Annotated in this window: 25 protein-coding genes; 4 read left to right on the top strand and 21 right to left on the bottom strand. The window is 56.7% G+C overall.

Translation table 11 applies throughout. The features are described from left to right. Positions 1 to 74 precede the first annotated feature (74 nt). Together ACQQZ8_RS04780 and ACQQZ8_RS04775 are read right to left on the bottom strand one after the other, a co-directional pair. Positions 75 to 242 (bottom strand): Ltp family lipoprotein, encoded by a 168-nt coding sequence (locus ACQQZ8_RS04780; RefSeq protein ID WP_431711546.1) that lies wholly within the window; start codon positions 240 to 242, stop codon positions 75 to 77. Beyond that, positions 176 to 538 (bottom strand): Ltp family lipoprotein, encoded by a 363-nt coding sequence (locus ACQQZ8_RS04775; protein ID WP_431711545.1) that lies wholly within the window; start codon positions 536 to 538, stop codon positions 176 to 178. Before ACQQZ8_RS04775 ends, ACQQZ8_RS04780 begins: the two co-directional genes overlap by 67 nt. Before the next feature lie 66 nt (positions 539 to 604). Between ACQQZ8_RS04775 and ACQQZ8_RS04770 the strand changes: the two genes are divergently transcribed. Further along, on the top strand, positions 605 to 2,992 hold the full coding sequence (locus ACQQZ8_RS04770) for a putative transposase (RefSeq protein WP_431711543.1): 2,388 nt from the start codon (positions 605 to 607) through the stop codon (positions 2,990 to 2,992). Between the two features lie 666 nt (positions 2,993 to 3,658). On the opposite strand, the gene ACQQZ8_RS04765 is transcribed toward ACQQZ8_RS04770, so the two are convergent. The 5 genes from ACQQZ8_RS04765 to ACQQZ8_RS04745 all read right to left on the bottom strand — a co-directional run bounded on the left by ACQQZ8_RS04765 (position 3,659) and on the right by ACQQZ8_RS04745 (position 8,989). Next, a complete protein-coding gene (locus ACQQZ8_RS04765; RefSeq protein WP_431711542.1) occupies positions 3,659 to 4,456 on the bottom strand; it encodes a hypothetical protein in 798 nt (265 codons plus the stop codon). Positions 4,457 to 4,458: 2 nt separating this feature from the next. Then, the gene (locus tag ACQQZ8_RS04760) at positions 4,459 to 5,685 is read right to left on the bottom strand and encodes a toxic anion resistance protein (RefSeq protein WP_431711541.1); all 1,227 of its coding nucleotides are present in this window, start codon (positions 5,683 to 5,685) and stop codon (positions 4,459 to 4,461) included. A 299-nt stretch (positions 5,686 to 5,984) separates the two neighbouring features. Further along, on the bottom strand, positions 5,985 to 6,524 hold the full coding sequence (locus tag ACQQZ8_RS04755) for a hypothetical protein (RefSeq protein ID WP_431711540.1): 540 nt from the start codon (positions 6,522 to 6,524) through the stop codon (positions 5,985 to 5,987). 633 nt (positions 6,525 to 7,157) lie between these two features. After that, positions 7,158 to 7,991 carry a CPBP family intramembrane glutamic endopeptidase gene (locus ACQQZ8_RS04750; RefSeq protein WP_431711539.1) on the bottom strand — a complete coding sequence of 278 codons (834 nt, stop codon included), beginning with the start codon at positions 7,989 to 7,991 and terminating at the stop codon, positions 7,158 to 7,160. Then, the gene (locus tag ACQQZ8_RS04745; RefSeq protein WP_431711538.1) at positions 7,988 to 8,989 is read right to left on the bottom strand and encodes a glycoside hydrolase family 113; all 1,002 of its coding nucleotides are present in this window, start codon (positions 8,987 to 8,989) and stop codon (positions 7,988 to 7,990) included. Before ACQQZ8_RS04745 ends, ACQQZ8_RS04750 begins: the two co-directional genes overlap by 4 nt. A gap of 430 nt (positions 8,990 to 9,419) precedes the next feature. Here ACQQZ8_RS04745 and ACQQZ8_RS04740 point away from each other — a divergent pair, with 430 nt between their 5' ends. Next, complete coding sequence (locus ACQQZ8_RS04740; RefSeq protein ID WP_431711537.1) at positions 9,420 to 10,166, top strand: type 1 glutamine amidotransferase domain-containing protein; 747 nt, start codon at positions 9,420 to 9,422, stop codon at positions 10,164 to 10,166. Positions 10,167 to 10,333: 167 nt separating this feature from the next. On the opposite strand, the gene ACQQZ8_RS04735 is transcribed toward ACQQZ8_RS04740, so the two are convergent. The 9 genes from ACQQZ8_RS04735 to truB all read right to left on the bottom strand — a co-directional run bounded on the left by ACQQZ8_RS04735 (position 10,334) and on the right by truB (position 16,646). Next, positions 10,334 to 11,431 (bottom strand): pyridoxal-phosphate-dependent aminotransferase family protein, encoded by a 1,098-nt coding sequence (locus tag ACQQZ8_RS04735; protein WP_431711536.1) that lies wholly within the window; start codon positions 11,429 to 11,431, stop codon positions 10,334 to 10,336. 208 nt (positions 11,432 to 11,639) lie between these two features. After that, positions 11,640 to 11,984, bottom strand: a complete 345-nt coding sequence (locus tag ACQQZ8_RS04730) for a DUF4282 domain-containing protein (RefSeq protein WP_431711535.1) — start codon at positions 11,982 to 11,984, stop codon at positions 11,640 to 11,642. 236 nt (positions 11,985 to 12,220) lie between these two features. Further along, positions 12,221 to 12,499, bottom strand: a complete 279-nt coding sequence (locus ACQQZ8_RS04725) for a hypothetical protein (RefSeq protein WP_431711534.1) — start codon at positions 12,497 to 12,499, stop codon at positions 12,221 to 12,223. Positions 12,500 to 12,735: 236 nt separating this feature from the next. After that, complete coding sequence (gene rpsO / locus ACQQZ8_RS04720) at positions 12,736 to 13,005, bottom strand: 30S ribosomal protein S15 (RefSeq protein ID WP_188949123.1); 270 nt, start codon at positions 13,003 to 13,005, stop codon at positions 12,736 to 12,738. Between the two features lie 105 nt (positions 13,006 to 13,110). Continuing rightward, entirely contained in the window at positions 13,111 to 13,896 is a 786-nt protein-coding gene (locus ACQQZ8_RS04715; protein WP_431711533.1) for a class I SAM-dependent methyltransferase, read from the bottom strand. Positions 13,897 to 13,898: 2 nt separating this feature from the next. After that, positions 13,899 to 14,849, bottom strand: coding sequence for a bifunctional riboflavin kinase/FAD synthetase (locus ACQQZ8_RS04710; protein WP_431711532.1), 951 nt, complete (start codon positions 14,847 to 14,849; stop codon positions 13,899 to 13,901). A gap of 58 nt (positions 14,850 to 14,907) precedes the next feature. After that, positions 14,908 to 15,381, bottom strand: a complete 474-nt coding sequence (locus tag ACQQZ8_RS04705) for a hypothetical protein (RefSeq protein ID WP_431711531.1) — start codon at positions 15,379 to 15,381, stop codon at positions 14,908 to 14,910. Continuing rightward, the gene (locus ACQQZ8_RS04700) at positions 15,378 to 15,755 is read right to left on the bottom strand and encodes a hypothetical protein (protein WP_431711530.1); all 378 of its coding nucleotides are present in this window, start codon (positions 15,753 to 15,755) and stop codon (positions 15,378 to 15,380) included. Before ACQQZ8_RS04700 ends, ACQQZ8_RS04705 begins: the two co-directional genes overlap by 4 nt. A 36-nt stretch (positions 15,756 to 15,791) precedes the next feature. Continuing rightward, positions 15,792 to 16,646 (bottom strand): tRNA pseudouridine(55) synthase TruB, encoded by an 855-nt coding sequence (gene truB, locus ACQQZ8_RS04695; protein WP_431712138.1) that lies wholly within the window; start codon positions 16,644 to 16,646, stop codon positions 15,792 to 15,794. Between the two features lie 671 nt (positions 16,647 to 17,317). On the opposite strand from truB, the gene ACQQZ8_RS04690 reads away from it, so the two are divergent. Then, positions 17,318 to 17,497, top strand: a complete 180-nt coding sequence (locus tag ACQQZ8_RS04690; RefSeq protein WP_431711529.1) for a hypothetical protein — start codon at positions 17,318 to 17,320, stop codon at positions 17,495 to 17,497. Positions 17,498 to 17,598: 101 nt separating this feature from the next. Here ACQQZ8_RS04690 and rbfA read toward each other — a convergent pair whose 3' ends face one another. The 5 genes from rbfA to rimP all read right to left on the bottom strand — a co-directional run bounded on the left by rbfA (position 17,599) and on the right by rimP (position 23,212). After that, complete coding sequence (rbfA, locus tag ACQQZ8_RS04685; protein WP_431711528.1) at positions 17,599 to 18,030, bottom strand: 30S ribosome-binding factor RbfA; 432 nt, start codon at positions 18,028 to 18,030, stop codon at positions 17,599 to 17,601. 105 nt (positions 18,031 to 18,135) lie between these two features. Further along, on the bottom strand, positions 18,136 to 21,054 hold the full coding sequence (gene infB / locus ACQQZ8_RS04680; RefSeq protein ID WP_431711527.1) for a translation initiation factor IF-2: 2,919 nt from the start codon (positions 21,052 to 21,054) through the stop codon (positions 18,136 to 18,138). A 166-nt stretch (positions 21,055 to 21,220) separates the two neighbouring features. Beyond that, complete coding sequence (locus ACQQZ8_RS04675; protein ID WP_431712137.1) at positions 21,221 to 21,514, bottom strand: YlxR family protein; 294 nt, start codon at positions 21,512 to 21,514, stop codon at positions 21,221 to 21,223. A 145-nt stretch (positions 21,515 to 21,659) separates the two neighbouring features. Further along, positions 21,660 to 22,643, bottom strand: coding sequence for a transcription termination factor NusA (nusA, locus tag ACQQZ8_RS04670; RefSeq protein WP_431711526.1), 984 nt, complete (start codon positions 22,641 to 22,643; stop codon positions 21,660 to 21,662). 2 nt (positions 22,644 to 22,645) lie between these two features. Continuing rightward, positions 22,646 to 23,212 carry a ribosome maturation factor RimP gene (gene rimP / locus ACQQZ8_RS04665; RefSeq protein ID WP_431711525.1) on the bottom strand — a complete coding sequence of 189 codons (567 nt, stop codon included), beginning with the start codon at positions 23,210 to 23,212 and terminating at the stop codon, positions 22,646 to 22,648. A 165-nt stretch (positions 23,213 to 23,377) separates the two neighbouring features. Here rimP and ACQQZ8_RS04660 point away from each other — a divergent pair, with 165 nt between their 5' ends. After that, entirely contained in the window at positions 23,378 to 24,424 is a 1,047-nt protein-coding gene (locus tag ACQQZ8_RS04660; RefSeq protein WP_431711524.1) for a hypothetical protein, read from the top strand. The last annotated feature ends 44 nt before the right edge of the window (positions 24,425 to 24,468 follow it).

The following is a 24,468-nucleotide window of genomic DNA, read 5'->3' as shown; positions in this document are numbered from 1 at the left end:
GTCAGCCGAGGGCCACGGGAATAGGACGGATATTAGAGCAAAAAGTCTCCCTATCCCGCCCCTCGCAACGTCAATTAAAGACCTGTCTGGCTGACCCCGAATTCAGCTTGTTTTCGAGTGAATCCTTCGAAGATCAACTGATCGATTAAACCCGCTTTGGAAAACGATGTGAAGTTTAGGTAATTTTCGGCGGATTTGGCGGCCTGTTCATTCCAGTCGACTTCGACCGGTCGACAGCCCACGTGGCATCAGCGTTTGAGAACTGCTCGAACTCTAGTTGGTCGATGAGCCCTTCGCGAGAGAAAGCAGTGAAGGATAGATAATTCTCCGCCGTACGCAATGCATTTTGCTGGCTAACGGTTCCGGCTTCAGCCTTTTCACGTTCTTCTTCGGCACGCGCACTAGCTTCGGCTCCCTTGCGCCTCCCCTTCCCGCTTAGCTTTGGCCTACGCTCAGGGCTCTGTACATCGGTGCTCCCGTAGCCTTCGAAGATCCCCGGAAAACCGCTGAAAAGAACCCACAAAACCCTTTTAATCACCCAATCTCTGAAATATAATTATTAAGACGATTCGGGTTGTTTTGGTGTGGTGGAAGAATGGGTTTGATGAGCACGCAACCACCCCTTGCTATCGCACCTACCGGATCCGGGACCTTGATCGGTGCTGCCGCCCAGCTGATCGAAGACACTGACGGTGGGCAGGTCTTCATCTATGGTCAGCTCACCCACGTGTGGGAAGCCGCAGATCAAGAGAGCCGCCGTTTCGCGGCCGTGAACCTGCTGAATTTACACGCGGCACGAGCCGGGATCATTGCTTCGGCTTTCGGTGTCTCTGTGGGCACCCTCTGGCGGTGGAAAGCCCTGGTCGCTGTTCAAGGTGTGGCCGGACTCTTGGTGGAGAAACGAGGCCCGCAAGGCAACTCAAAGCTCAGCCCTGCACTGATTGTTCGGATTCATGAGTTGAAAGCTGCCGGGTTATCGAACCGTGCCGCGGCCGAGCAGGCCGGGGTATCTGAATTCAGTGTGCGCCGAGCTATGAGCCTGGACCCGGTGACCGGGCAAGCACCGGTTTCGCCAGCACCAACCGCATCCCAGCCGGCCACTGGTAAGGAGGCTGAGGCTGGTGTGGGGGTTGGGGTGTTACCGGCGCAGGAACCCTTACCGTTACTCGCGGACCCGGAACCACGCACCACGCACCGGATGGAAGCAAGTATTGGCGGGCTGGGGGAAGCTACCCCGGTGTTCACCCCGGCAGCTCGTGTCCCGTACGCTGGCCTGCTCTTAGCTTTACCAGCCTTGGAAGCCACCGGGTTACGCGGTTGCATACACCAGGTGTATGGGTCGCTGAAGCCCGGGTTTTACGGGTTAGACACCATGATCCTGGAAACCGTGTTACGCACCCTTGCTGGGGAGCATCGGGCTGAGGGTGCTGCCCGGTTGGACCCGGTCGGGTTCGGCCGGATCCTGGGCATGGACCGGGCCCCTCAAGTGCGCACGGTCCGCCGGAAACATCAGGAACTGGCCTCCCAAGGCCTGGCCGGGGCGTTGCTTGAAGCGTTAGGTCGTCACCACCTGGCCGGTCTGGTCAACACCCTCAACACCAGCCAAGACACCGATACGAGGCAGGCCCGCCAAGATTCCGGTACGGAGCCAGGCGGGAGCACGGCACCGACGAAAGACGCGAGCGGTGGGAGTGAAGATCTGGGGTTGGTGGTGTACGTGGATGGGCACGTGCGCTCCTACCAAGGGAAGAAGAAGACGGGCAAACAGTACTCGACCCGGTTGAAGTTCCCCACCCCCGCCACCATGGAGACCTGGGTCGCTGACGGGAACGGGGCCCCGATCTTTATGGTGATGGCTGAACCGAACTCGTCCTTGGTGAGCGAACTGCGCCGGCTGACCCCGACGTTGCGGGAGATGATTGGTGATCAACGGCGGGTGTTGATCGGTTTTGACCGGGAAGGGTGGTCCCCGCAGCTCTTTGAGCATCTGATCGAGGCCGGGCTTGACCCGTTGACCTGGCGCAAAGGTGAGATCGAACCAGTCAACCAGGACCTGTTCGCCGAATGTGAATATACGGATCGGTGGGGTGTGACCACAACGTATGGGCAGGTCGCTGACACCCGGGTGAACCTGACGTACGGGTCAGTGAAGAATCCTACGCTGGTGCCGATGCGGCAGATCAGCCGGATCGTGGCGGCCGGGAAACATACCCAAGAAGCCACCGGGGATGACACCCGACAGATTCATTTGCTGACCAGTAACACGCAGGCCCCGGCGGCTGAGTTGTTGCATGTGATGAGTCGGCGGTGGCGGCATGAGAATTATTTCCGGTTCGCCCGGGAACACTTCGCCCTGGATGCTCATGATACGTACCAGGCAGTGGCTGATGATGCTCGGCGGAGTGTGCCGAATCCGGCGAAGGAGCAAGCGAAGCGGAAGCGTGATGTGCTCGCGGCGCAGCTGAATGGGTTGGTGGGGGTGGTGCAAGCCCAAGAAGTCGCGTTAAGTACCCCGCAGCCGGGAGAAACCTTGTTAGTGACTAATAAGATGCTCAATGATGTTAACGCCCCGGTGATCAAGCTCGAGAAGCAATTAGCCAAAGCGAATGCGGCGTACCAGAAGATCCCGGCCCGGCTCCCGTTAGGTGAGGTCAGTCCGGGGCAGGTGGTGTTAGATACCGAGTTGAAACAGTTGTTACACGCGTTCCGGATGGCCGCGTACAACATTTCGATGATCCTAGCGACCGAGGTCCGCACCCAAACCGGGTACTCAGCCGCACAGAATGAAACCCATAACTTTATCCGGCAGGCGCTCAGCGTCACCGGGGATATCGATCCGCGGCGGGAGGGCTTTTTGGAGGTGGTGCTTGACCCGATGGGTACCGGCCGGGATACCCGGGCGTTAGCTAGGTTATGTGAGCGGCTGACGGAGACGGGGACGGTGTTCCCGGGGACTGACCGGGTGTTGCGGTACCGAGTTAAAGGCTTGTGAGTGTCGCATTAATTTTCACCCGATATACAGAGCCCTGACGCTTCGGCGGCGGCCCTGGACTCGGCTTCTTGCGCAACTTGATCGTCTTCCGCACGATTCGCAGAAGTTGCACTTTCCGCAACTGACTGCGGGCTATTCAATATGGTGGTAGATGATTCAGGCGAGCTAGTGGGTTGTTCGTTTACACCGGCTAAGGCACTGGCAAACGCAAAAATAACCAGAACGGCAGCTGCACCAAGCCCGATCTAACACCTTTACTCATCTTCTTTGGTGTTTTTAGACTGATCCAGAATGGTTGGCCATAGCATATGTTGACAGTGAACCAGTTGGGGAGGTTCCAATAGGCGAAGGAGGCATGACGTACATGTAAAGATATGGATTCTGCGTATACGCCGGCGGCTGTTTGACCGAACTATCATCTTCTTTATTGCCTCCCACATACCAGCCGCCGGAGGAGGTCCCCACTGAGGATCTAGCTTCCAATCCACCCGTAACTTGAAATCTGCGGGAAAATACTACCGTTCACAAACCCCGGGCACGTCATGGCAGCGCATCCTACTAGCAGAAATTAAGAACAAAGGAGTGAATTAAACTAGGAGAATAAAGGCATCAAACATTGCGCTTTGATCTAGAATAACTTTTTACAGCAATTCTAGATCAAGCGACTTACTTGATTCCGAAGTCGAATCCATCCTTTACATGGTGACTGAACCGTTCACGTAGGAAGTTCCCCGTAGTCGTCAAGTCGACGGAGGACTGACGGTACCGCACGGCATGTAACTTTTCTGCTTGCGCGTGGAGAAGCTCTAGCTGTTCGGCCAGTTCATCATTGGAGCTCTTCCCATTTGGCTGTCGATCTTGAACTAGGCTCGGTGGTATAGCTAGATACCCTTGAAGGACTGCCGGAAGATACTCTTTGGTGAGCGCGGACAGCTCGTACTCAAAACGAGCATCGGACCCAGGCTGCTGTTCCTCAGCATCTACAACAGCATCCAATAGTTGGCATGTCTCCAAGATAGTCACGTAGGTATCACCGGGAAGTCGGTGCTTATTCATCTTTGCTTCTGCACTGACAGCAGAAATTGCCGATGCCAATGAACTCTTCACTGGACTGAACGACGGTAGCGCAGTATCCGGCTCTTGAATCGAAGTCGGTAGGGTCACTAAAGCAGCATTGGGCTGATTTTTGACACTCGATTTCCGATTTCGTAGAGGCAACCAAAGATCGCGGAGCATGTACGAGCGTACGGCAGAAAAGACCATGCTCCCTAGACCTGCGAAAGCGGAAACATCACCCGTAATTGAAAGCGCGGCGAAGAATAAAACCGCGTAAACCGTTCCCTCGATGATAACTTTTTTGTTCTTCGCACCGATACCAATCAAAAGTACGAGTAAAGCAATAAAGGGGAAAAATAGAACGGCCAGTCCTATTTTGACCAGATTAGGTGCCGTAAGACGGGACAATTCTATGCCCTTCCTTTAAAAGAACCGGTTGCGTCCGAAGCACGGCTTCGCTGAATTTGGTGGTGCGCTTTCGCAACTTGCCCTTCCATTATATGGACAGTTTGCTTCATCGACTTCGTTGCTTCAATCTTAAACCTGTCGATCTCGTCCATGGCTTGATAAATGTTATCGAATGCCTGTTGTAACTTGGACGGATCAATGGTGGAACGTGATGCTTGAGCTTGGATCGCCGTCCCTTGCGAACGAAGAAGTTCTGAAGTCGCAACAATCAAATCAGATGTAGTCGAGTTGAGTGCATCGATTTGCGACAGGACGATCTTTTGCTGAGCCAACGCTTGAGCAACAATAACAGCAACGCGCAGTGCTGCCAGAGTGGTGTCTAAGGCGCGGTCAACGCCCTTGATCAGTTCAGAATTATTCTTCCTAACAACATCAAGTGCCAGATACCCTTGGATCGACACAGCCAACTGCGTAAGCAAGTCTTGGTGACGCTGGCGCACGTAGAACAGCGCATCAGCTTCGAGCGCCGTTGCGTCATCGGACTTGCCAGCATTGCGTAGAACGATGATGCGTTGTTCTAGACCATTTCCCAGGTGGTTGGCTAGTACAGCATAGTTAGCTAGCTGCCCCATCGCTACCCAAAGCCCGTCTCGTTCCGTCTGAATAGCAGCATTGTCTTGGCGAAGCTCGTCTTGCCCGCCTTTGAGCGCCTTCGTTATTGCATCAAGCTGTTCCTGCGCTGTCTCGTACTTCATAAAGTATCGCTGTATCGCGCTGCCACCCGGCATGAAACGTAAAAAGCGTTTGGCTCCTGTCAAATCATGACGTTTAGGATCTAACTCAGTGATAATTTGACGGAGTTCCACCAGAGTTTTCCCTGTGCGGGAGGCAGGATCGCTGCCTGTGGCTGCCAACGCTGCTGCAGGTCTCTGCATCATACGATTGGAAGCTGCATTAGTTTCATGCATCGTCCCTTCGCCCAAGCGAACGAGCTGCTCCAACTTAGTTTGGAACTCTGGACTATGCGGATCAGATGTGAGCAAATCATCTAGAAATTTATTGGCCGTTTCCGCATGTTTTTCTTGGGTTTCTTCGTCTACGAGGATGAATCCGCCGACCTTCTCTGGAGTGTGCACCTCCACCTCTGCGGGAGGAGTTGGTGGTACCAATTCCAGTGGTCTCTCTGCTTGAGGTGATCCAGTTGAGCCGAGGTCGAGCGGGTTCAGCATGTTCGTACTCCTTGGTGATTATGAAAGCAATTATCAGTTTACGCACAATTCGATATTGGTGAAATTAAAATGTAAGCAATCGCTGTCGACGGAAGATAGGGCATAAGTTTCAGTCCATCGTCTTTGAACAAGAACCAAGGATGATTAGAAACCACTATTTTTCCAGTTTCGTTAGCCTTTACATATTTTAAGCTTGGCCGGTTGCCAGATTGATGAAATACGAAGCCTAGTTCCGCAGTTACGAGCATCAAAATGGAAATTCGGACTATGGATTGTCTTATTTCCTCGTCCCACCGAGCTCATCGCAATGAAGCGTTGGTGAAAACCTCGTTAGACTTATTCGAGGTATCTCTGAAGGAGAACGTTTCGACCGATGCGCTCTCAGGGATCATGTAAACGTAACTCATGTCGGTTTCAAGTCCCGGTTGGAGTTTGACATTACATTGCGGGTTGTCTAATAACAGGTAAAGCTCATCAATCGGATCGAAGGCTCGATTTTCCGAGTCGAGGAGTTTATTTTCGATCACCCAATCGCAAGTAAGATCCATGGACGTATCACCCGTGTTTTTGATCAGCGTGTCGACCCTGACAAACTTTGCGCCTTTGCTTGGCTTGTCGTGTGTGATCACCATGAACTCTTCCTCTACATAACCCGACCTGTTCATCGGAACGGAATCAACAATTTCGGCTTTGACAACAGTTAACGAGACTCGCCCATTAACAAGTTGTTGACCAATCTTTCCATCTACTACGGTTTGCGCTCCCAAGTCTTGGGTATTTCCTGAGGACTTCAAAAATGATTCCTCGTTGACCACCTCGGGCAGCTTTTCAATGTCCACATCTAGATTTGATAAATGAGAGGAAGAAACTTCACTGGTGGTGCATGAGGATAGAGAAAAAATTGTTGCGGAATCAATGACATTACATACAGTCGAAGCGAACCCGCCTTTATCAGTGCGACTTTCTGAAGCCCCGTCTGACGCGCACGATGTCAGCGCTAATGTTGCGGTGATAGTTAGCGCAAAACTTGCTAGTACTCTGGCGTTCAACGTTTCCCCTCATTTTTGTCAACCGCATGGAAGGACTTTTTCCGAGTTTGATTGAAATCTCAATATCATTGAGATTTCAATCAAGCATACTATTAGCCAGCGACACTCTGATACTAAACCTTCGCCGTTGAACCACGAGCAGAAGAACTTGGCTTTCGGGTCGAAAAAGTGCATCTGGCAACCACGGCCGCGCCACAAGCCGTCGATCCTGTCAAAGATTTCGGTGGTCACTGCGTTTGATTTCTACCCCATGAGCCAAAGCGAGATGGTGTGGCCGGTACGTGGCGGTCACTGCGTCGCCGTCAATACGGTGAGTTTCATGAGCATATTTCCATCTTCCTCGGCACATCGCGCAACCGCTAAAGCTCAGCTCGGATAACCGGCCTGATCAAGTCCCTGCTCCCCCGTCGCGTGATGGTTAAACTACGGACGCTTGGTTGCAGTAAACAGTCTCGGGTATTTGGGAGCACATAATGCTACAAAGATCGCGGCGAAGGCGAAAGGCACGGCTCCTAAGGCCATCATGTTCAGGGTCTGTGACCCGTCAAAACTTGCGACCTCATGAGTCAGTAGGAGCTGAGACCCCGTTTGGAACGCCGCGTGGAATCCAATCGCGACCCAGACCGAACCGGTAATCACACGGATATAGCCCAGACCGATTCCCATACCTACAAAGAGCGATAAATCTGCAAATCCAGTCCACCCGCGAAGTGCGAGCGCGAAAAGCGTAAACAATCCGGCTTGAATCAAAATAATCCACCAACCCGTGAACTTCTCGCTGAGCACGTTCATTAGCTGTCCACGAAACACCAGCTCTTCCGGCAAAGCCTCACTGAGCAATACCGCCAAAGCCACCAGCGCCCCAACCAGCAAGATCTCAGCAACGGATCCGACAAACTGTAGCGGACTACCGAACATGCCCAGCACAATGAAGACCACGGCTGCCGGAGTCAGCCATAGCGCTACGCCCAGGCCGAGCCCTCGACCCGCACCGTGAAAGCGGATTCTTCCAAGGCTTTGGTTCGGCCCGCCAGCCGATTCAGCGAACCGACTGGTGGCTAAGAGTATGGCGAAAAGTGAGAGCAGTACTCCCGCCGCACTGCGAGATAGCAAGGTCCCCGGCTCACCCGGGTCAACTACGGTAAGGATACTGCCGAACGCGAAGAGTGCGGCCCCCAAGATGATGAGCGGTAAAAGAAGTCGGGCAAGAAACCCAAGCGTGCTGTTTCGGTTCGGCTGCTCAGATAGTGGAGTCATTCGCTGTCCCGGTACTTTCTAGCCACCGTGTGAAAGGCGGCTTTGGGTGTCCACGAGCCATCTGGCGCGGGCGCCACGACCCCGTAGCTGGCCAAATCTAGATCTTGCCCCGGCTGCGTGGAACGAATTAGTTGAGGTTCACTAAATCCCCACACGAAGGTTCCGTCCACCACGGCTTCAGTGAAGATTTCAAACATCTCTTCGAGGTACCGGGCTTGTACCTGTTCATCTCGGGTGGCGCTGCGCGGCACGCGAAGTCCCGCTGGTCCCTCCTTGAGAATCCCGGAAGCCTGCGAAGCGTTTTCGGCCGCGCCCACGTAGCTGCAGGTACCGAACTCAAAAATGTATACGGGCCGCCCCTGCCGATGATGCTTTGCCACAAGATTTCTTATTGCTGGCGCAAACCGCCACGCATTGGTTGCATCACGATACGCATCGAGCCCGACCACATCAAAAAGTGACCAGTCTGGCCGTTCCCATTCACCTGCGCCATAACTAATCGGACCATTGAAACGGGTACGCACAGTGTGGACGAGCTGGCGTAAGTAGGCCCGTAGACGAACATTGATCACCGGGAGAAACACCGAGAAGAGGGGCAAGAGCGAACCACGTGCTGAGAATGTCTTGCCTGGAGTAAATCCGCGGGCAGACAAACTCAGCTCACAGCCGATGTTCAAGTAGATCTCTCCATGGCTCATCCGTAGTGCTTCGGCTCGTTCGGCAACTTTACCTAGATACTCGCTGATGACGTCTCGATCTGCGTCAAAAAGTCGTGGTTGGACCCACACATTAAGACCCTCCTCGCGGGCCAGCCGGGAGGTGTCGATGAGGCGGTCAATGTCGGTGGCCATCACCAGTACACTGTCGCAGCCCAACTCCTGACGGATAACTCGCAAATCATTCCTCGTTTGGGTGGGGTTCCAATGCGGTCGGGAGTCAAAATCATGGTCATAGATGACACCGGCGTCGTATCCGATTCCGCGGACGGGGTTTTTCATGCCAGTCATCATCGCACCGAATCAGCGCCGTTTACCGCGGCTTTTGGACCAGTGAAGTGAAGCTCGGCGAGTACGCGGACTGTCCTTGACGGGTGTTTCAGGCTTCGAGCGATGAGAATCAGGGTGGGAATATTCGGCGCAATCGGTGGCACCCAGTGATGCGCCACGTTACGCCGACCGGGGTCGGTTGCTCCAAGTGTCCGTGCACGTCGCATAGTTCGATCCTAGCTCAGCATTAAGCCACCGGTTGGGTACCGGCAAGCTGTGCTCGCTGCTTCGCTCAGAACGCAGCGGCCTGAAGTTAATGACCTCACCCAATCCACAAGGGTTGTCCGAGTTCTATCAACGTTTCCAGTGAATCCCCACCATTGCCCATATTTCGCTATCTGCCGCCGTTAGGCTGGCGTGAACCGGATGAAAGGAGTAAACCGTGAAGAAAATACTCATGGTACTGACCAGCGTTTCCGAACTAGCCGATACTGGCGAGGAGACCGGCTACAACGTGGCCGAAGCCGCCCACCCGTGGAAAGTGTTCCGGGACTCAGGCCACTTTGTGGACTTCGCATCCATTGCTGGAGGACAACCACCACAGGACACCGTGGATAGTGATGACCCCATCCAGGTCGCCTTTACTCAGGATGAAACCACCCGGGCTGGACTCTTTAACACTGCACGCGTGGACGTCGTTGATCCCGAGCAATACGATGGCATCTATCTGGTAGGTGGTCACGGCACAATGTGGGACTTCCCCGAGAGTGAAGGACTGCAACAGCTAGTGGCCAACATTTATGACCGCGGTGGCTTAGTTGGTGCTGTCTGCCATGGCCCTGCCGGGTTGCTCAATGTTCGGCTCGCCAATGGTGTGCACCTGCTCTCCGGGCGTGAAGTAGCTGCCTTTACTAATGATGAGGAAATCGCCGTTGGCAAGGAAAAAATAGTTCCGTTCTTATTGGCGGACCGGCTTGTGGAGAACGGTGCTACACATATTCCCGCTGAGAACTTCACCGAGAATGTGATTGTCTCTGATCGACTCATCACCGGTCAGAACCCCGCTTCGGCCGGAGGCGTTGCCAAGGAAATGGAAAAGCTCTTCGCCGAAATGATCCACCAAGAAAAGGACGAAGAGCAACACGATGCTCAGGCTTTGCGTGAGTCTAGAGACTCTGGGAAGCCATAAGTCACTGTCAAAAATACCGGGATTTCTTGGGTGGCTTTGTTGAACTCAGCAGTGACCTGCACATCGAGAAATCTGAGGCGGTGCGAGGTCAGGTTCCATCCCGGTATGTGCTGAGCATGGAGCGAAGAGGCGATCCTGCATGCAGGATCGCCTCTTCGCTGCGATAACTAGGCTTTGTCTATGGCTTCCTTGAGCGATGACAAAATCAAGGCTACGGAAGCCGGGTTAGCGTTCGGACCCATCAGCCCAATACGCCATACGGTGTTTGCGTACTGTCCGACGCCTCCACCGATTTCGATGTTGAAACGATCCAGCAGGTAGCCGCGGACTTTGGCCGAATCCACGCCTTCGGGCACCTTGACGGTGGTCAGCTGTGGCAGTCGGTAACCTTCCTGGGCAAAGAGCTCAAGGCCCATCTCCTGAATGCCATCCTGCAACGATTTACCCGCGTCCTGATGGCGCGTGGTCACCGCATCCAGACCTTCGGCCAGAATCCGATCAATACCAGCTTCCAGTGAAGCCACCATCGCCACCGGTGCGGTGTGGTGATAAGTACGTCCACCACCACTGCCGCCAGTTGTGTAACCACCGAGCAGCCCCAAGTCGAGATACCAGGACGTGGGCTTCTTGACCCGGCGCTCGAATGCCCGGTCCGAGATCGTGAAGGGTGCCAGCCCGGGAGCTACACCGATGCACTTCTGGGTCCCGGCGTATCCAATGTCGATTCCCCACTCGTCGGCCAAGACCGGCATCCCGCCGATGGAGGTCACCGCGTCGGTGATCAGTAGGGCATCGCCCTTAATGGCGCCCAAGGCAGCAATGTCGGATACGACACCGGTACTTGTTTCAGCATGTACACCGGCAATGACCGTGGGATTGGGGTGGGCCGCAGCAACACGTTCGGCATCGATTGGCGTGCCGTATTCATGATCAACCCGAATTACCTCGGCGCCCACGCGTGCGGCGACCTCGCACATGCGCTCACCAAATAAGCCATTGACCGCGATGACTGCCACGTCGCCCGGCGTGACGGTATTGACGAAGGCAGCCTCCATGCCGGCAGAACCGGTGGCGCTCAGCGGAAGGGTCCGAGCATTGTTCGTACCCCAAAGTGTGCGCAACCCTTGAGCCACCCGGTCCATCCGTGCAATGAATTCGGGGTCTAGGTGACCCAATAACGGCAACCCGAGCGCTGCCGTGGCTTCGGGATAGGGGTTGCAGGGGCCTGGTCCGAAGAGCTGGCGCGCAATAACAGGCTGGGACATGGTTGCTCACTTTCCCTGAATTTGTGTGATGGCTTCTCCAACCATATCCCTTTACGTTCACAAAAACGATATTGAAATTCCGCACAACGATATTCGGCAGACTGTGGGCAATTAATTGCTTCGCCGATCCAGCGGGCGTCGCCTTGAAATTTCACCGATTAAATACGACAGCGCGCCAACCTTTCGGCTGGCGCACTGCTGAAGGCCGCTACGGCTGGTACGGATTAGCTGGTGGAACTGGGCCGCCCTGATCGCTCACCGGACCCGGAGTGTTTCCGCCGGCGAGGCGAACTAGCTCCGCGGTATTCTCTGCGGTGCGGATCTGCGCGATCAGCGATTCAAGGCCAGCGCGTGCCAGTGCCAGGTAAATGAGCACGAAGAGTGGCCCAAGGATCAGCAGCACAAAAATGCCGAACCCGCTGCTGGCTTGGAATGCCGCAATCACGGAAGCAATGTAACCAACACCCAGCAGGGCCATGATCAAGACATAAATAATCTTGATAATGGTCGGGGTGACAAACTTTCGGAATTCTAAATCGAAGAGCGCCTTCACGGACTTCTCGCTTTCTCATGGAGTGATGATGTCGCATTCGACTTTACACTAACCTTTGGACAAACTAGTTAATGCTACATCGTTTAGCGCGGCAAGTTCCGGTGAACTATCAATGAAGATCTATCTCTAAACCACCCCTCCTCCGCCGAAAGGATCTTCAGGATTATGTGCACAGCCTCGATGTCAGATCCACTACCGGCGTAGTTTTCTGTTGTTCGAGTCTCGGTGAAGCTTGCTCAGCGCCAAAGCAGTAATCCGGCGGCGCTCAGCAACGCGAAAATACCGATGCCGTAACCCGCCACTAGTGCCAGTCTGGCCAGAAGGTGTCCGCGTTGCTGGCCCGTTGACAGTTGCTGCAGCGCTAAGTGCCCGCATCCCACGGCGAATACAGCGGTGGCGCTGAGCCCCAGAAACACCAGTGCGGCCAGGGCTACCACCGCGCATGCGAAGGCAAGCACCGAGAGTTTATTCAGTGGAACAGTTGTAGTCTGTGTGACAGCGTCAGCATCATTCATGAGCCCGCTCCCCTCCCAAATGCAACATGTTGTGTTCACCCTACAGCAAGCCGAATTTCTCGGGCTAGGGATTGAATGATGCGCGCGCCCACTCTGGAAGGGAGGTCGGGAAGTTATCTTGCAAAAGCGCTTAAAGCGCCACCGGTTAAAACAGAAATCCCCGACACCGCAATAGGCTCGTCAACGTTCATTGACTCACCCACGGCGGCGCCGGGGATTTCCAAACCGAGAAGGAACTACTTACGCAGTCCCAGACGTTCGATCAGCGCACGGTAGCGCTCGATGTCGGTGTTCTTCAGGTAGCCGAGCATACGACGACGACGACCAACCAGAGCCATCAGGCCACGGCGGGTGTGGTGATCATGCTTGTGCATCTTCAGGTGCTCGGTCAGATCCGAAATGCGACGGGACATCACAGCAATCTGAACCTCAGGCGAACCGGTGTCACCCTCGTGGGTGGCGTAAGCCTTGATGATTTCGTTCTTAATAGCGGCATCCAATGCCATAACAAACTCCTAGAGTTGGACCGCGATAACAAATTCTTGCCCGAAAACTAACCCGGGCATAGCTCGCGCAACCGCGGACTGCAGCGTAAGCCAGCGTTAATGCTATCACCTACGAGGGCGTTTGCGCGCCCTCCAAGCATGGGTGAGATAGGGCACGTCCACTTTCGCAGTAGCTACATGTCCTAAGTGTTCGCCCCAGTACCAGCGCAGGTTTGCTTCCACCTTGGCGCGGGTGGCATCACTGGATTTTCGGTAGTAGCTGCGACTCTTGGTCAGCTCGATGATTTCTGCCAGGTCTAAGGGCATCGTCCAGTGCCACAGTCCCTGCTCCGGTATCCTGAACTGTTTACCCAATGGCGGGACGTGATCCGGCCGGTGCACATCACCGGCATGCATAATCCGCGCCAGGCGGTGCACCCAGTCAACCGCTACATCCAGCTGGTTCCACAGCAACACTAACCAGCCATCATCTTCGAGCAGTCGTGCCGCTTCCACACTCGCTAGCTCAGGATCCACCCAATGCCACGCTTGAGCACAGCTAATGAGTTGGACACTCTGTGCTGCCAGCCCAGTGTCTTCGGCTCCAGCGCACACAGTAGCTACTGTCGGTAGTCGGCTGTGGAGCACGTCGAGCATATCCTGAGACGGATCAACGGCCGTCACCATCAGGCCACGAGAGACCAGCTGTTCGGTGAAGATCCCTGAACCACAGCCGATGTCTACAGCCTGCTTCGGCTGATGCGCTAGGGCGAAGTCGAGTGCCGCATTCGGATAAGCGGGACGGATCTTGTCATAGTCCTTGGCGTCCGTTTGATAGGCCGTGGCCATGTCGCTCCGGCGCTGCGCGTTGACGGTAAAGGCGCGTTGCGGCAGTGAAGGAATCTCTGACACCGTTAGACCTGCTTGGCAAGCACGCTTCGAGTTTGTTCCACGTCTTCATTCATCTGATCGACCAAGGCTTCGATGCCGCGATAGGCAACCATGGGCCGCAGATGCTTCACGAATTCAACCACGACCTGCTGGCCGTAGAGGTCAAAGTCGCCAAAGTCCTCGGTGGGTCGATCGATCACGTGAGATTCCACGACCCGAGAGACACCGTCGAAGGTCGGGTTGGAGCCCACGGAAATCGCGGCGGGCCAGCGCACCAGAGCTTCATCCACCAACCAGCCAGCGTACACGCCGTCGGCCGGAATAATTCCCGAGGCGTCGGAGGCAAGGTTGGCGGTGGGGAAACCCAATTCGCGGCCGCGAGCGGCACCATGAACCACTTCTCCGCGCATCCGGTGTGGGCGTCCAAGAATTTTAGCGGCCGCCTCAACGTTCCCGGCGGCAAGTTCTTCGCGCACCCAGGTCGAGGACAGCCGACGCTTGTCCCCCACGTCCTCTACCCCGATGACTTCGAAACCGTACTTTTTACCCAGTTCCTGCATGAGCTCGAAGTCCCCGGAATTACCTTGGCCGAAACGCACATCGTGGCCGATCACCACGGCAACGGCTCCGAGCTTTTCCACGAAAATCTGGCGCACAAACTCTTCCGCGGTACTCTGCGCAAATTCAAGGGTGTAATGGATCATCAGCACTGCGTCCAAACCCACCGCAGCCAGCAGATCGATCCGATCTGCCAGACCCATAATGAGTTCGGGTGGGTTATCCGGGCGGTGCACCAACGCCGGGTGCGGATCAAAGGTGATCGCCACCGATTTCGCGTCGAGTTCATTGGCGCGCTGAACCACCTGTTCCAGCACTTCGCAGTGTCCGCGATGGACACCATCGAAGTTACCAATGGTCACCACGGTGGGCCCAACAGCTGCCGGGACCGCCTCGAGGCCCTTCCAATAGTGCACAATGCTCCTTAGGTGTGATCTATGGCAATAATGTGTTGCCTCAGCAATTCTTACACGTTTAAACGCTCAGACGTTCATCTCGGTTACGGTAGAGCCACCACAGCCCCACTATTGGGAGCACCAACGGCACATAACCATAGCCCTGGCCGAAGTAGCTCCAGACCGCGTCATGACCGAAAAGTTCCGAGTGAGTGAACGACAAGGTCCCTACGACAAGGACACCCACAAACTCAAACACCACCGCGTACAAGGACAGGTACCAAGCCCGCGGTTTGGATGAAGCAAGGCAGAGTGTGGCCAAAATATAAACCAGACCGGCGACGAGCGACAGGCTGTAGGCTAAGGCAGCTTCGGAGAAGTCGCGGAAAAACATCTGGTAGAGCGCGCGAATGGTGGCCGACAGCGCCAGCACCCCATAGACGGCGATAATGATTCGGCCTAGGCCAGTCGAACGGCCAGGCTTGGCGGCGCGCTGTGGTTTGCGCCGAGCCGCGGCATCGACGATTCGAGAGGTACGCTGTTTTTGAATCATGCCATTACTCCTGCATCCCAGATCTGCTCCATACGGAAAATCATGACGAAAACGATCAGCGCGCTGGCAGTCAGCACCGCATTCGCCCAGCGGCTCTTGTCACTGATCGCCCAAAAGAAGGCGATCGGGGGGATGATCAGCGCCGTAATGAAATATCCCCAGAATTCCCAAACCTCCCCGGTCACCACTTCCCCACCGGCTTGCCGCACTCCAGCGGCAATACCGTACACCAGCAGGTAAACCCAAGACAGCCCGGTCGCAATCAGTGCGAAGTCATCCGGGTAGGTGCGGATGATGGTGGCGATCAACCCCAGTAGCGCGGCCACAGCACAAATGATGGCACCGGCAATAAAGAATCCGTCAACAATAATCACAGGCGCTAGCCCTTTCGCTACACAGTTGGCCGAGCATCACTTGGCGGTGAAAACAAGTTGGGCGCGGGCTTTATCCGCTTGGTCTTTCAGTAAAGCAACCAGCGTACCGTTGGGGGCAAAGGCGGCTACAAGTTCATTGTTCGGGTTGTCCATGACCGTGCCGGAGGCAGCGATAGTGCGCCCGAAGGAGAGTTCCACGGCCTCATCGACACTCACCGTGCGATTCGGGAAGAGTGCGGCGGCGGCCCGATCCAGTGGCAGCATGGAAAATTCTTCGGCCAACTCGGCCAGCTTCTTGGCTTGGGAAATCGTGTAGGGACCAACCTCGGTGCGACGCAGCGCCGTCAGGTGTCCTCCCACATTCAAAGCTTCGCCTAGGTCGCGAGCTAAGGCTCGAATATAGGTGCCGGAACTGCAGGAAACGGTGACATCAACGTCGAGCACTTTTCCGGCCGATTCGCGGCGTACCTCGTGGATCTGAAAGCGGCTGATAGTCACCGGCCGGGCTTTGAGCTCAACTTGTTCGCCGGCACGTACCCGGGCGTAGGAGCGCTTCCCGTCAACTTTGATAGCCGAAACCTGGCTGGGTACCTGCTCGATCTCGCCGCGTAGTTTAGCCACTTCGCGTTCAATGTCCGCGTCGGTCACCGCGGCCGCAATCCGTTCTTGGAGGATCTCACCTTCGGCATCATCGGTAACGGTGCTTTGCCCTAAACGAATGGTGGCGGTGTAGGTTTTGTCGTGGCCGACAATGTAGGTCAGCAGTCGGGTGGCCTTGTTAACACCGATGACTAAGACACCGGTGGCCATCGGATCTAGGGTTCCGGCGTGACCGACTTTCCGTGTACCGGCCAGTCGCCGAATGCGACCCACCACATCATGGGAGGTCATACCCTGATCTTTGTCGACTAGTACCAGGCCCGAGGCCTGCTCTTCAGTGTTTTGCCCGGCTTTACTCACGCCTTCCAGTATAGATGTTTCTCATCTTTGAGCTGGCGTGACGCCAGTCATGTGCTGAGCACGCTCTACCCGCCTGCTCAGACTTGGTACAGGTTCGGTAAATGCCATGCGTGAAGGTGAATTCGTCGAAGAGAGACCGATGTTCCGCGACACATCCAACACAGACTCTGCGGTGGGACGGCAGATTTACTTTCCCTTGGAGTTTTTTCGATCGTTCTCACTGCGTAGCTGGCTCGCGGATAATTCCTAATTCCCGTGGTGTCATCCAGTGAAGTGTGATCGGCGTGCTTCGCTGGAGGCAGGGTACTAAGATCACTTTTCTTGCCGCAAACGCATGGGTTCACCGCAGCGTGCTCGTTCTGGCGTGGCCCGCCGTGCTGTTGTGCTGACATTGCCCGTGGAGCCAAGCATTGGGGCTGGGGCAGCCGGGACTATGGCACGTAATCGAGATGAGAACTTACTGCTAAGGCATGGCGTATGCCTGACGGCGCTATACTGAGTCCTCCCAACGCAGGCCAAGCGGCGACAGAGCGGAACCAGGGAAAGGCGTAGACATGGCGGCTCAAGCCCACCACCAATCTGCACACCCTAGGCTACAAACAGTGCTCCGAAATGACATCACACAACTACCCCCTGCCGCCTATACCGTATATGCGCCGGTGTACCGGCAGACAGGCATTTACGCGGGGGTAACGACGGTTGAAGCTCACCAAGAACTCGTGGACGAATTTGTTGATGAGAGCCTCTTCCCCGCGGAGGATGACGAAGAGTCGGCGGGGTAATCGACCGAGGATTCGCCTTGAGCTCTTAAACTGCTAAGGACCGACTTCATTTCGAAGTCGGTCCTTAGCAGTTTTTCACACGTGACTCAGTGGACTAGTAATTAGTCCTCGTCGTCCTCGTCCTTCTTGTACGGGTCAGCGTCCCCGGCGTGGGCTTTACCTTCGCGAAGGGCCGCAACTTCGGCGTCCTTTTCACGGGCCTTGGCCAGCAGCTCATCGAGATGTGAGGCGCTTTCCGGGATTTCATCCGCCACAAATTCCAAAGTGGGGGTCAAGCGGATGGTGAGGTTGCGCCCCAGCTCCTTGCGCAGCGCACCAGTGCGCTTGGCGAGAATCTGAGCCACTTCTTCCTTCAGCTCGGCTTCACCGAAGACCGTGTAGTACACGGTGGCGTGCTGCAGGTCATTGGTTACCCGAGCATCGGTTACGGTGACATTGTCAATCCGCTCGTCCTTGATCACGGTGCGCAGCGACTGGGCCATAAGCACCTTGACACGTTGGGCCAGCCGGGCGGCACGGGCTGAGTCAGCCATGAACTACTCCTTTAATGAGTCTTTGAGTCAAAAGGCGCATGGGCGCACACCGGAAGTATAAGCTTCCGGGGCGCGCCCACACGAGAGGTGTACTTCCTCGATACCTTAGTCGCGCGGCTTTTCGCGCATCTCGAAGGTCTCGATGAGGTCGCCTTCCTTGATGTCGTTGAACGATCCCAGACCGATACCACATTCGAAGCCCTCGCGGACCTCGGTGACATCGTCCTTTTCACGACGCAGCGAATCGATGGCCAGGTTCTCAGCCACCACGGCTCCATCACGCACCAGGCGAGCCTTGGAGTTACGCTTGACGCTTCCGTTACGGATAAGCGAACCAGCGATGTTGCCGAACTTCGAGGAGCGGAAGACCTGACGGACTTCTGCGGTACCCAAAGCGACTTCTTCGTAGATTGGCTTGAGCATACCCTTGAGCGCCGACTCGATATCGTCGATGGCACCGTAGATGACCGAGTAGAAGCGCATGTCCACGCCTTCCTTGTCGGCCATTTCTGCCACACGCTCGGCCGGGCGGACGTTGAAGCCAATGATGATGGCGTTGTCCACGGTGGCCAAGTTGACGTCGTTCTGGGTGATGGCACCCACGCCGCGGTGAATAACGCGCAGCTGAACTTCCTCGCCTACGTCGATCTTCATCAGCGAGTCTTCCAGTGCTTCGACAGCACCGGAGACGTCGCCCTTGAGGATCAGGTTCAGGGTATCGATCTTGCCCTCGGCCACAGCCTGGTCGAAGTCTTCCAGGGTGATGCGCTTGCGACGCTTGGCCAGCAGGGCGTTACGCTCGGCGGCTTCGCGCTTGTCAGCGATCTGACGAGCGGTGCGCTCATCTTCGGTGACCAAGAAGCTGTCACCGGCGCGTGGCACGGAAGACAGACCCAGCACCTGAACCGGACGCGATGGCAGGGCCACGTCCAAGTTCTCACCGTTCTCGTTGAACATGGCACGCACACGGCCGTGAGCGGTGCCCACAACCATGGTGTCACCCACGCAGAGCGTACCGGACTGAACCAGCACGGTAGCCACGGCGCCGCGACCCTTATCCAGGTTCGCTTCAATGGCCACACCACGAGCGGACTTGTCCGGGTTAGCGGTCAGTTCCATGCCAGCGTCGGCGGTGAGCAACAGGGCGTCCAGCAAGTCATCGATACCCACCTTCTGCAATGCAGAAACGTGCACGAACATGGTGTCGCCACCGTATTCCTCGGGTACCAGACCGTACTCGGCAAGCTGGCCCTTGACCTTGTCAGGGTTCGCGGCTGGTTTATCAACCTTGTTGACGGCCACGATAATCGGCACACCGGCCGACTGGGCGTGGTTCAAAGCTTCCACCGTCTGAGGCATGACACCGTCATCAGCGGCAACCACCAGCACGGCCAGGTCGGTGACCTTGGCACCACGGGCACGCATGGCGGTGAACGCCTCGTGACCCGGGGTATCGATGAAGGTCATCGCACGATCGCGGCCCTCATGCTCGTGAACGATCTGGTAGGCACCGATGTGCTGGGTAATACCACCGTGCTCGCCCTCGATCACGTTGGACTTACGGATCGCATCGAGCAGTCGAGTCTTACCGTGGTCAACGTGACCCATAATGGTGATCACTGGGGCGCGCTCTTCGAGCACGTCCTCACCTTCGGCCTCAAGCTCGGCTTCCAGATCCAGACCGAAACCTTCAAGGAGTTCGCGGTCCTCGTCCTCTGGGGAAACAACCGAAACCTTGTAGCCAAGTTCCTCACCGAGGACCTCGAAGGTCGCTTCATCCAGCGACTGGGTTGCGGTAGCCATTTCACCAAGGTGGAACAGTACGGTCACCAGTGCGGCCGGGTTTGCGCCGATCTTGTCAGCGAAATCGGTGATGGTTGCGCCACGGCGCATGCGAATCTCGGTGTCACCGTTGCCGCGTGGAACATTCACGCCGCCCAGCGACGGAGCACTCATCTGCTCCAATTCCTGGCGCTTCGCGCGCTTCGACTTGCGCTGCTTGCCGCGTCCGCCGCCACCGCGACCGAAGGCACCGCCAACGCCGCCGCGACCACGTGGAGCACCTGGACGGAAACCGCCACCGGTACCGCCGCCGGCACCAGCGCCGCCACCGGCACCTGGACGACCGCGACCTGCACCGCCGCCGCCTGGGCGTCCGGCGCCAGCCGGAGCCGGACGTTCGGTGCGGTTAGGCATCATGCCCGGAGTGGCCTTAGCACCCGATGGGGTGCGTGGGCTGGCTGGGCGTGGACCGCCCTGACCCGCGGTTGGGCGTGGACCGCCCTGGCCCGCTGCCGGACGGGGACCGCCCTGACCTGCTGGGCGTGGTGGACGTGGTGCGCCGCCCTGAGCATCGCGGCCTGGACGTGGGGCACCACCGGGACGTGGCCCGCGGCCACCCTCGGGGCGTGGACCGCGGCCGTCACCGGTACGCATCCCCTGCTGCGAAGCGAAGGGGTTGTTACCTGGACGTGGGCCACCCGGACGGGGACCGCGCTGGCCGCCACCGGGACGTGGTGCCGGGGCATCGCCCGAACGCATCCCTTGCTGCGAAGCGAAGGGGTTGTTACCTGGACGTGGACCAGCAGCTGGCTTGGGAGCCGGCTTAGGACCTGGCTTTGGTCCGCCCGGTGCCGGGGCAGCAGGAGCCTTAGCGGCCGGGGCAGCAGGAGCCTTAGCGGCCGGTGCAGCCGGTGCGGCTGGGGCCGCTGGCGCTTCGGAAGCAGGCTTCTGCGCTGGCTTTGGTGCTGGGTTTGGCTTCGGAGCAGCGGCTCCGGGCTTTGGTGCGGAACCGGCCTTGGGGGTTGCGGTCGGCGCCGCAGGTGCTGCCGGGCGTGCTGCCGGAGCCTTAGCCGGGGCAGCCGTCGAGCCACCAAAGGCATCGCGCAGCTTGCGCACTACCGGTGGTTCCACAGTGGAGGAAGCTGAACGAACGAATTCGCCCATTTCCTGCAATTTATTCAATGCATCTTTAGAAGTGATTCCGAGCTCTTTAGCGAGCTCGTGAACGCGGAGTTTTGCCACATCTCTCCTGTGTCAGTGTGATCAACCGACACTCCATATCACAGGGGAAATGGGGTTTCGGCAGATCAGGATAAAAATTCGTCGTTGTTTTCCGCCGCAAGGTGGAAGACGCAAAACTGATTGCTCATCGTTTGGCGCTCATCGTTGCGGACTCATCGGGTAGCCATCAGATTTCTGACCCGCTTTCCTTATCTCTGCCAGTTCGCTGGCTCGGTGCCAGACGATCTTCGTATGCCGCAAAATCCTGTAACACCGCACCGGTGTCCACCGCCGCGCGAAATGCACGGGCGAACCCCTTGCGGTGTACCGTTTGTTGCACACACTTTGATACCGGGTGGGTCCAGGCACCACGTCCGTGAGCCCGACCGGTGAAGTCCAGTCGAACCTGTGGTTGTGGTGCGGTTTGTTCTACCACCCAGCGAATAAGCTCTTCCTTAGACGTTGTGATGCGGCATCCCATACATGTGCGTTGCTGTTGCAGCTTCATGCGCTGAGATATCCCACCTTCACATATTCTTCAAAAGAGCCAACTACTAGTCTAGCGCGTTTATGCCTCGGCGTTCGTGTGAGCTAACTATCACGTACGCCAAGGCGCGTCATTAGACCTAGTACCGCGGTTCCTTACCGCCGGATTCGGCGATGATATCGATCCGCCAGCCGGTGAGTTTGGCAGCCAGACGAGCGTTCTGCCCTTCCTTGCCGATCGCCAAGGACAGCTGTGAATCGGGAACAATAACCCGCGCCCGGCGCTCATCTTCGCTGAGGATCTCAACCGAGAGCACCTTCGAGGGTGATAGTGCCGAGGCGATGAACTTCACCGGATTGGTGTCATAGTCGACAATGTCGATCTTCTCGTCATTCAGTTCATTCATCACTGCACGCACACGCGTTCCCATTTCACCGATGCACGCGCCCTTGGCGTTAACCCCGGCTTGGGTGGCGTGAACCGCAATCTTGGTGCGGTGTCCGGCTTCACGAGCCAAAGCCTCGATTACCACAACGCCGTCAGCGATTTCCGGAACTTCCATTTCGAAAAGCTTTCGGACCAGCGACGGGTGCGAACGCGAAATGGTGATCGCCGGACCCTTAGGGCCACGCTCGGCCGAAACGACGAAGGCACGTAAGCGTTCGCCGTGCTTGTACTTTTCACCGGGAACCTGCTCCGGGGGCGGAAGCAGAGCTTCCACTTCACCGATGTTCACCTGAATCATGTGGGCGCTGTGGCCCTGTTGGATGGTTCCGGAAATCAGACCGCCCACCCGATCCCGGTATTCGCCGACCACCTGATCATCTTCGGCTTCACGCAGACGCTGCATGATCACCTGACGAGCGGTGGACGCGGCAATTCGGCCGAAGCCCAGCGGAGTGTCGTCGAATTCGCCCAACAGCACACCGTGTTCGTCATAGTCTTCAACCATGATGCTCACGTGTCCGGTACGGCGTTCGATCTGCGCGCGAGCATTAGGCATGGCACCATCGGTTTTGTTGTAGGCCAACAGCAGCGCGGATTCGATGGTGTTGATCAAGACATCCATCGGAATGTCGCGGCTTTTTTCCAAGGTGCGCAGTGCATCCATATCGATGTCCATGCTCAGTCCTCCGGGTTTTCTAAGTCGATGATCTCTAGTTCGTCGTCGGAACGGTTGAATTCAACATCAACCACCGCTTTGCGAATGTCGGCTAGGGCGAAGCTGCGGGCAGGGTCAATTTTTTCTTTCATGCCCTTCTTCGGTGCCTCATGGTGCAGCTCGATGGAGACCTCGTCTTGGGCCACCTCGACGATCCGACCGCGCAGCTTGCTGCCATCGGTAAGCGAGAACTTTACGAGTCGAGACTGGGCGCGTACCCAATGGCGTGCCTCGGTCAAAGGACGCGAGAGCCCCGGGGAGCTCACTTCAAGTTCATAGGGAGCGGCATTGGCATAGACCGCGTCTGCATCCAGGACTTTGGAGATAGTCTCGGTAACTTCTCCGAGCTGGTCGAGATTGACACTGGCGGTGCCGGTTGGCAAGTCGACGGTAATCTGCAGGATCTGCTGTTTGCCCGCTGGCCGAAGAGTAATGTCTTCGAGAACCAGCCCGTGGGATTCAACGTCCTTGTGCAGCACGGTCATCAACCGCTTTGCTTCTTGTTCGGTATCGGCCGGCTTGCCGGTCATGGATATCCTCCCACGTTATTCGTTGTTGTACCTCTAAGCGTAACGCTATCGGGCCAAGCCTGGATACGAGTTTAGCCCTCTAGGTGAAGGAACTCACGAAGATCTGTGCCACAGCCATCGCCTTGCAGCTCAAAGGTGGGGAATCGTGAAATGATCATGAGTGCCATGAACAATTCCTCATCCGTTTCACGTTCCAAATATCCGGCGTGGTTGACGTCCGTCTTGATAGTTCTGGGTGTTATCGCCCTTGTGTGGACCTTAGGTGTGACGGTCTTTCGTGATGCTTTAGAAGAGCGTGGTTTACCCGAAGAAATTCGTGGTTCCTCCGCCGAGCAGTTCGCACTCTGGCAGTACGGTACTCGTTTAGCGGATCTCGCCGGACGTGCCGAAGCACTCAGTCAGCACGCTCACGAACAATCGGCTGAGCAACTGCAGGCTTTGCATGAGTCACTGGCCAATGGGGCAGCATTGCTGGGCGAAGTCCGCACGGCGTCCACCGGCCAGGTATCACCCAGCCCCGAGTCCGACGAGGCGACCAAGGCATTAGCGAATGAAGTTCTGGCGCTCAATGAGCAGCCGGTCGCTGCACAGTTGGACGGCGAAGCTGCTTCGTTGATTGTTCGGGTGGCCTTCGCGACCAGCCTGGAAGCCCGCGCGGTGATTCTCGCCGAAGATCCGCAGACCGATGAGCTTGAATTCACTATTCCTAGCAGCGCGAGCCCGCAGGACGCAGCTGACCCCACGATGGGCGCCGCGCCACTGAGTTGCTTGAGCAACCCGGCCCTATTGGAGCCAGGTCAACCTATGTCAGCAGAGGTTGATACCGCCCCGGTTCGTGCCGCGCGCGCCTTGGATCGTGGCTACGCACTGGATTATGTGTTGCAATTGCAGGCGGCCCGCGGGGACAGTGAAGCAGCCACGTCGATCGAAGCCGAACGTCGCGATTTAAATGACCGATTGGCCGCGATCCGGACGGTTTTCGCAGAGGATTGTTCCGACCTGCGTCAGCTGGCCTACGATTTGCCGGAGGGGTCCCTAGACAACCTAGCCCAGCTTTCGGCACAGCTTGAGCGGGACTTCGTCAACGAGCTCCTTAGCGCCACTGCCTTGACCAGTGCTGAAGCCCGGTCCACCTTAGCCAGCACAGTTTGGCAGATGCTGGCCACCCAGCCGGCTGACTCCCCCGCCCGGGATTTACTGGCCACCCAGTAAATCACCGCTCGGGTTGGCCGCAGCGGCAGTTCGGCTCATCACCG

Source organism: Glutamicibacter uratoxydans (assembly GCF_050753455.1).
Lineage (GTDB): Bacteria > Actinomycetota > Actinomycetes > Actinomycetales > Micrococcaceae > Glutamicibacter > Glutamicibacter uratoxydans_A.
This window is presented reverse-complemented; position numbering and strand designations above follow the sequence as displayed.

Bases quoted from the DNA above. Each gene is read 5' to 3' on its own strand.
- ACQQZ8_RS04770 (WP_431711543.1), top strand. From the start codon at position 605: ATGAGCACGCAACCACCCCTTGCTATCGCACCTACCGGATCCGGGACC.
- ACQQZ8_RS04760 (WP_431711541.1), bottom strand. From the start codon at position 5,685: ATGCTGAACCCGCTCGACCTCGGCTCAACTGGATCACCTCAAGCAGAG.
- ACQQZ8_RS04750 (WP_431711539.1), bottom strand. From the start codon at position 7,991: ATGACTCCACTATCTGAGCAGCCGAACCGAAACAGCACGCTTGGGTTT.
- ACQQZ8_RS04745 (WP_431711538.1), bottom strand. From the start codon at position 8,989: ATGAAAAACCCCGTCCGCGGAATCGGATACGACGCCGGTGTCATCTAT.
- ACQQZ8_RS04735 (WP_431711536.1), bottom strand. From the start codon at position 11,431: ATGTCCCAGCCTGTTATTGCGCGCCAGCTCTTCGGACCAGGCCCCTGC.
- ACQQZ8_RS04725 (WP_431711534.1), bottom strand. From the start codon at position 12,499: ATGAATGATGCTGACGCTGTCACACAGACTACAACTGTTCCACTGAAT.
- rpsO (WP_188949123.1), bottom strand. From the start codon at position 13,005: ATGGCATTGGATGCCGCTATTAAGAACGAAATCATCAAGGCTTACGCC.
- ACQQZ8_RS04705 (WP_431711531.1), bottom strand. From the start codon at position 15,381: ATGATTCAAAAACAGCGTACCTCTCGAATCGTCGATGCCGCGGCTCGG.
- truB (WP_431712138.1), bottom strand. From the start codon at position 16,646: ATGACCTCCCATGATGTGGTGGGTCGCATTCGGCGACTGGCCGGTACA.
- rbfA (WP_431711528.1), bottom strand. From the start codon at position 18,030: ATGGCTGACTCAGCCCGTGCCGCCCGGCTGGCCCAACGTGTCAAGGTG.
- ACQQZ8_RS04675 (WP_431712137.1), bottom strand. From the start codon at position 21,514: ATGGGATGCCGCATCACAACGTCTAAGGAAGAGCTTATTCGCTGGGTG.
- nusA (WP_431711526.1), bottom strand. From the start codon at position 22,643: ATGGACATCGATATGGATGCACTGCGCACCTTGGAAAAAAGCCGCGAC.
- rimP (WP_431711525.1), bottom strand. From the start codon at position 23,212: ATGACCGGCAAGCCGGCCGATACCGAACAAGAAGCAAAGCGGTTGATG.
- ACQQZ8_RS04660 (WP_431711524.1), top strand. From the start codon at position 23,378: ATGAACAATTCCTCATCCGTTTCACGTTCCAAATATCCGGCGTGGTTG.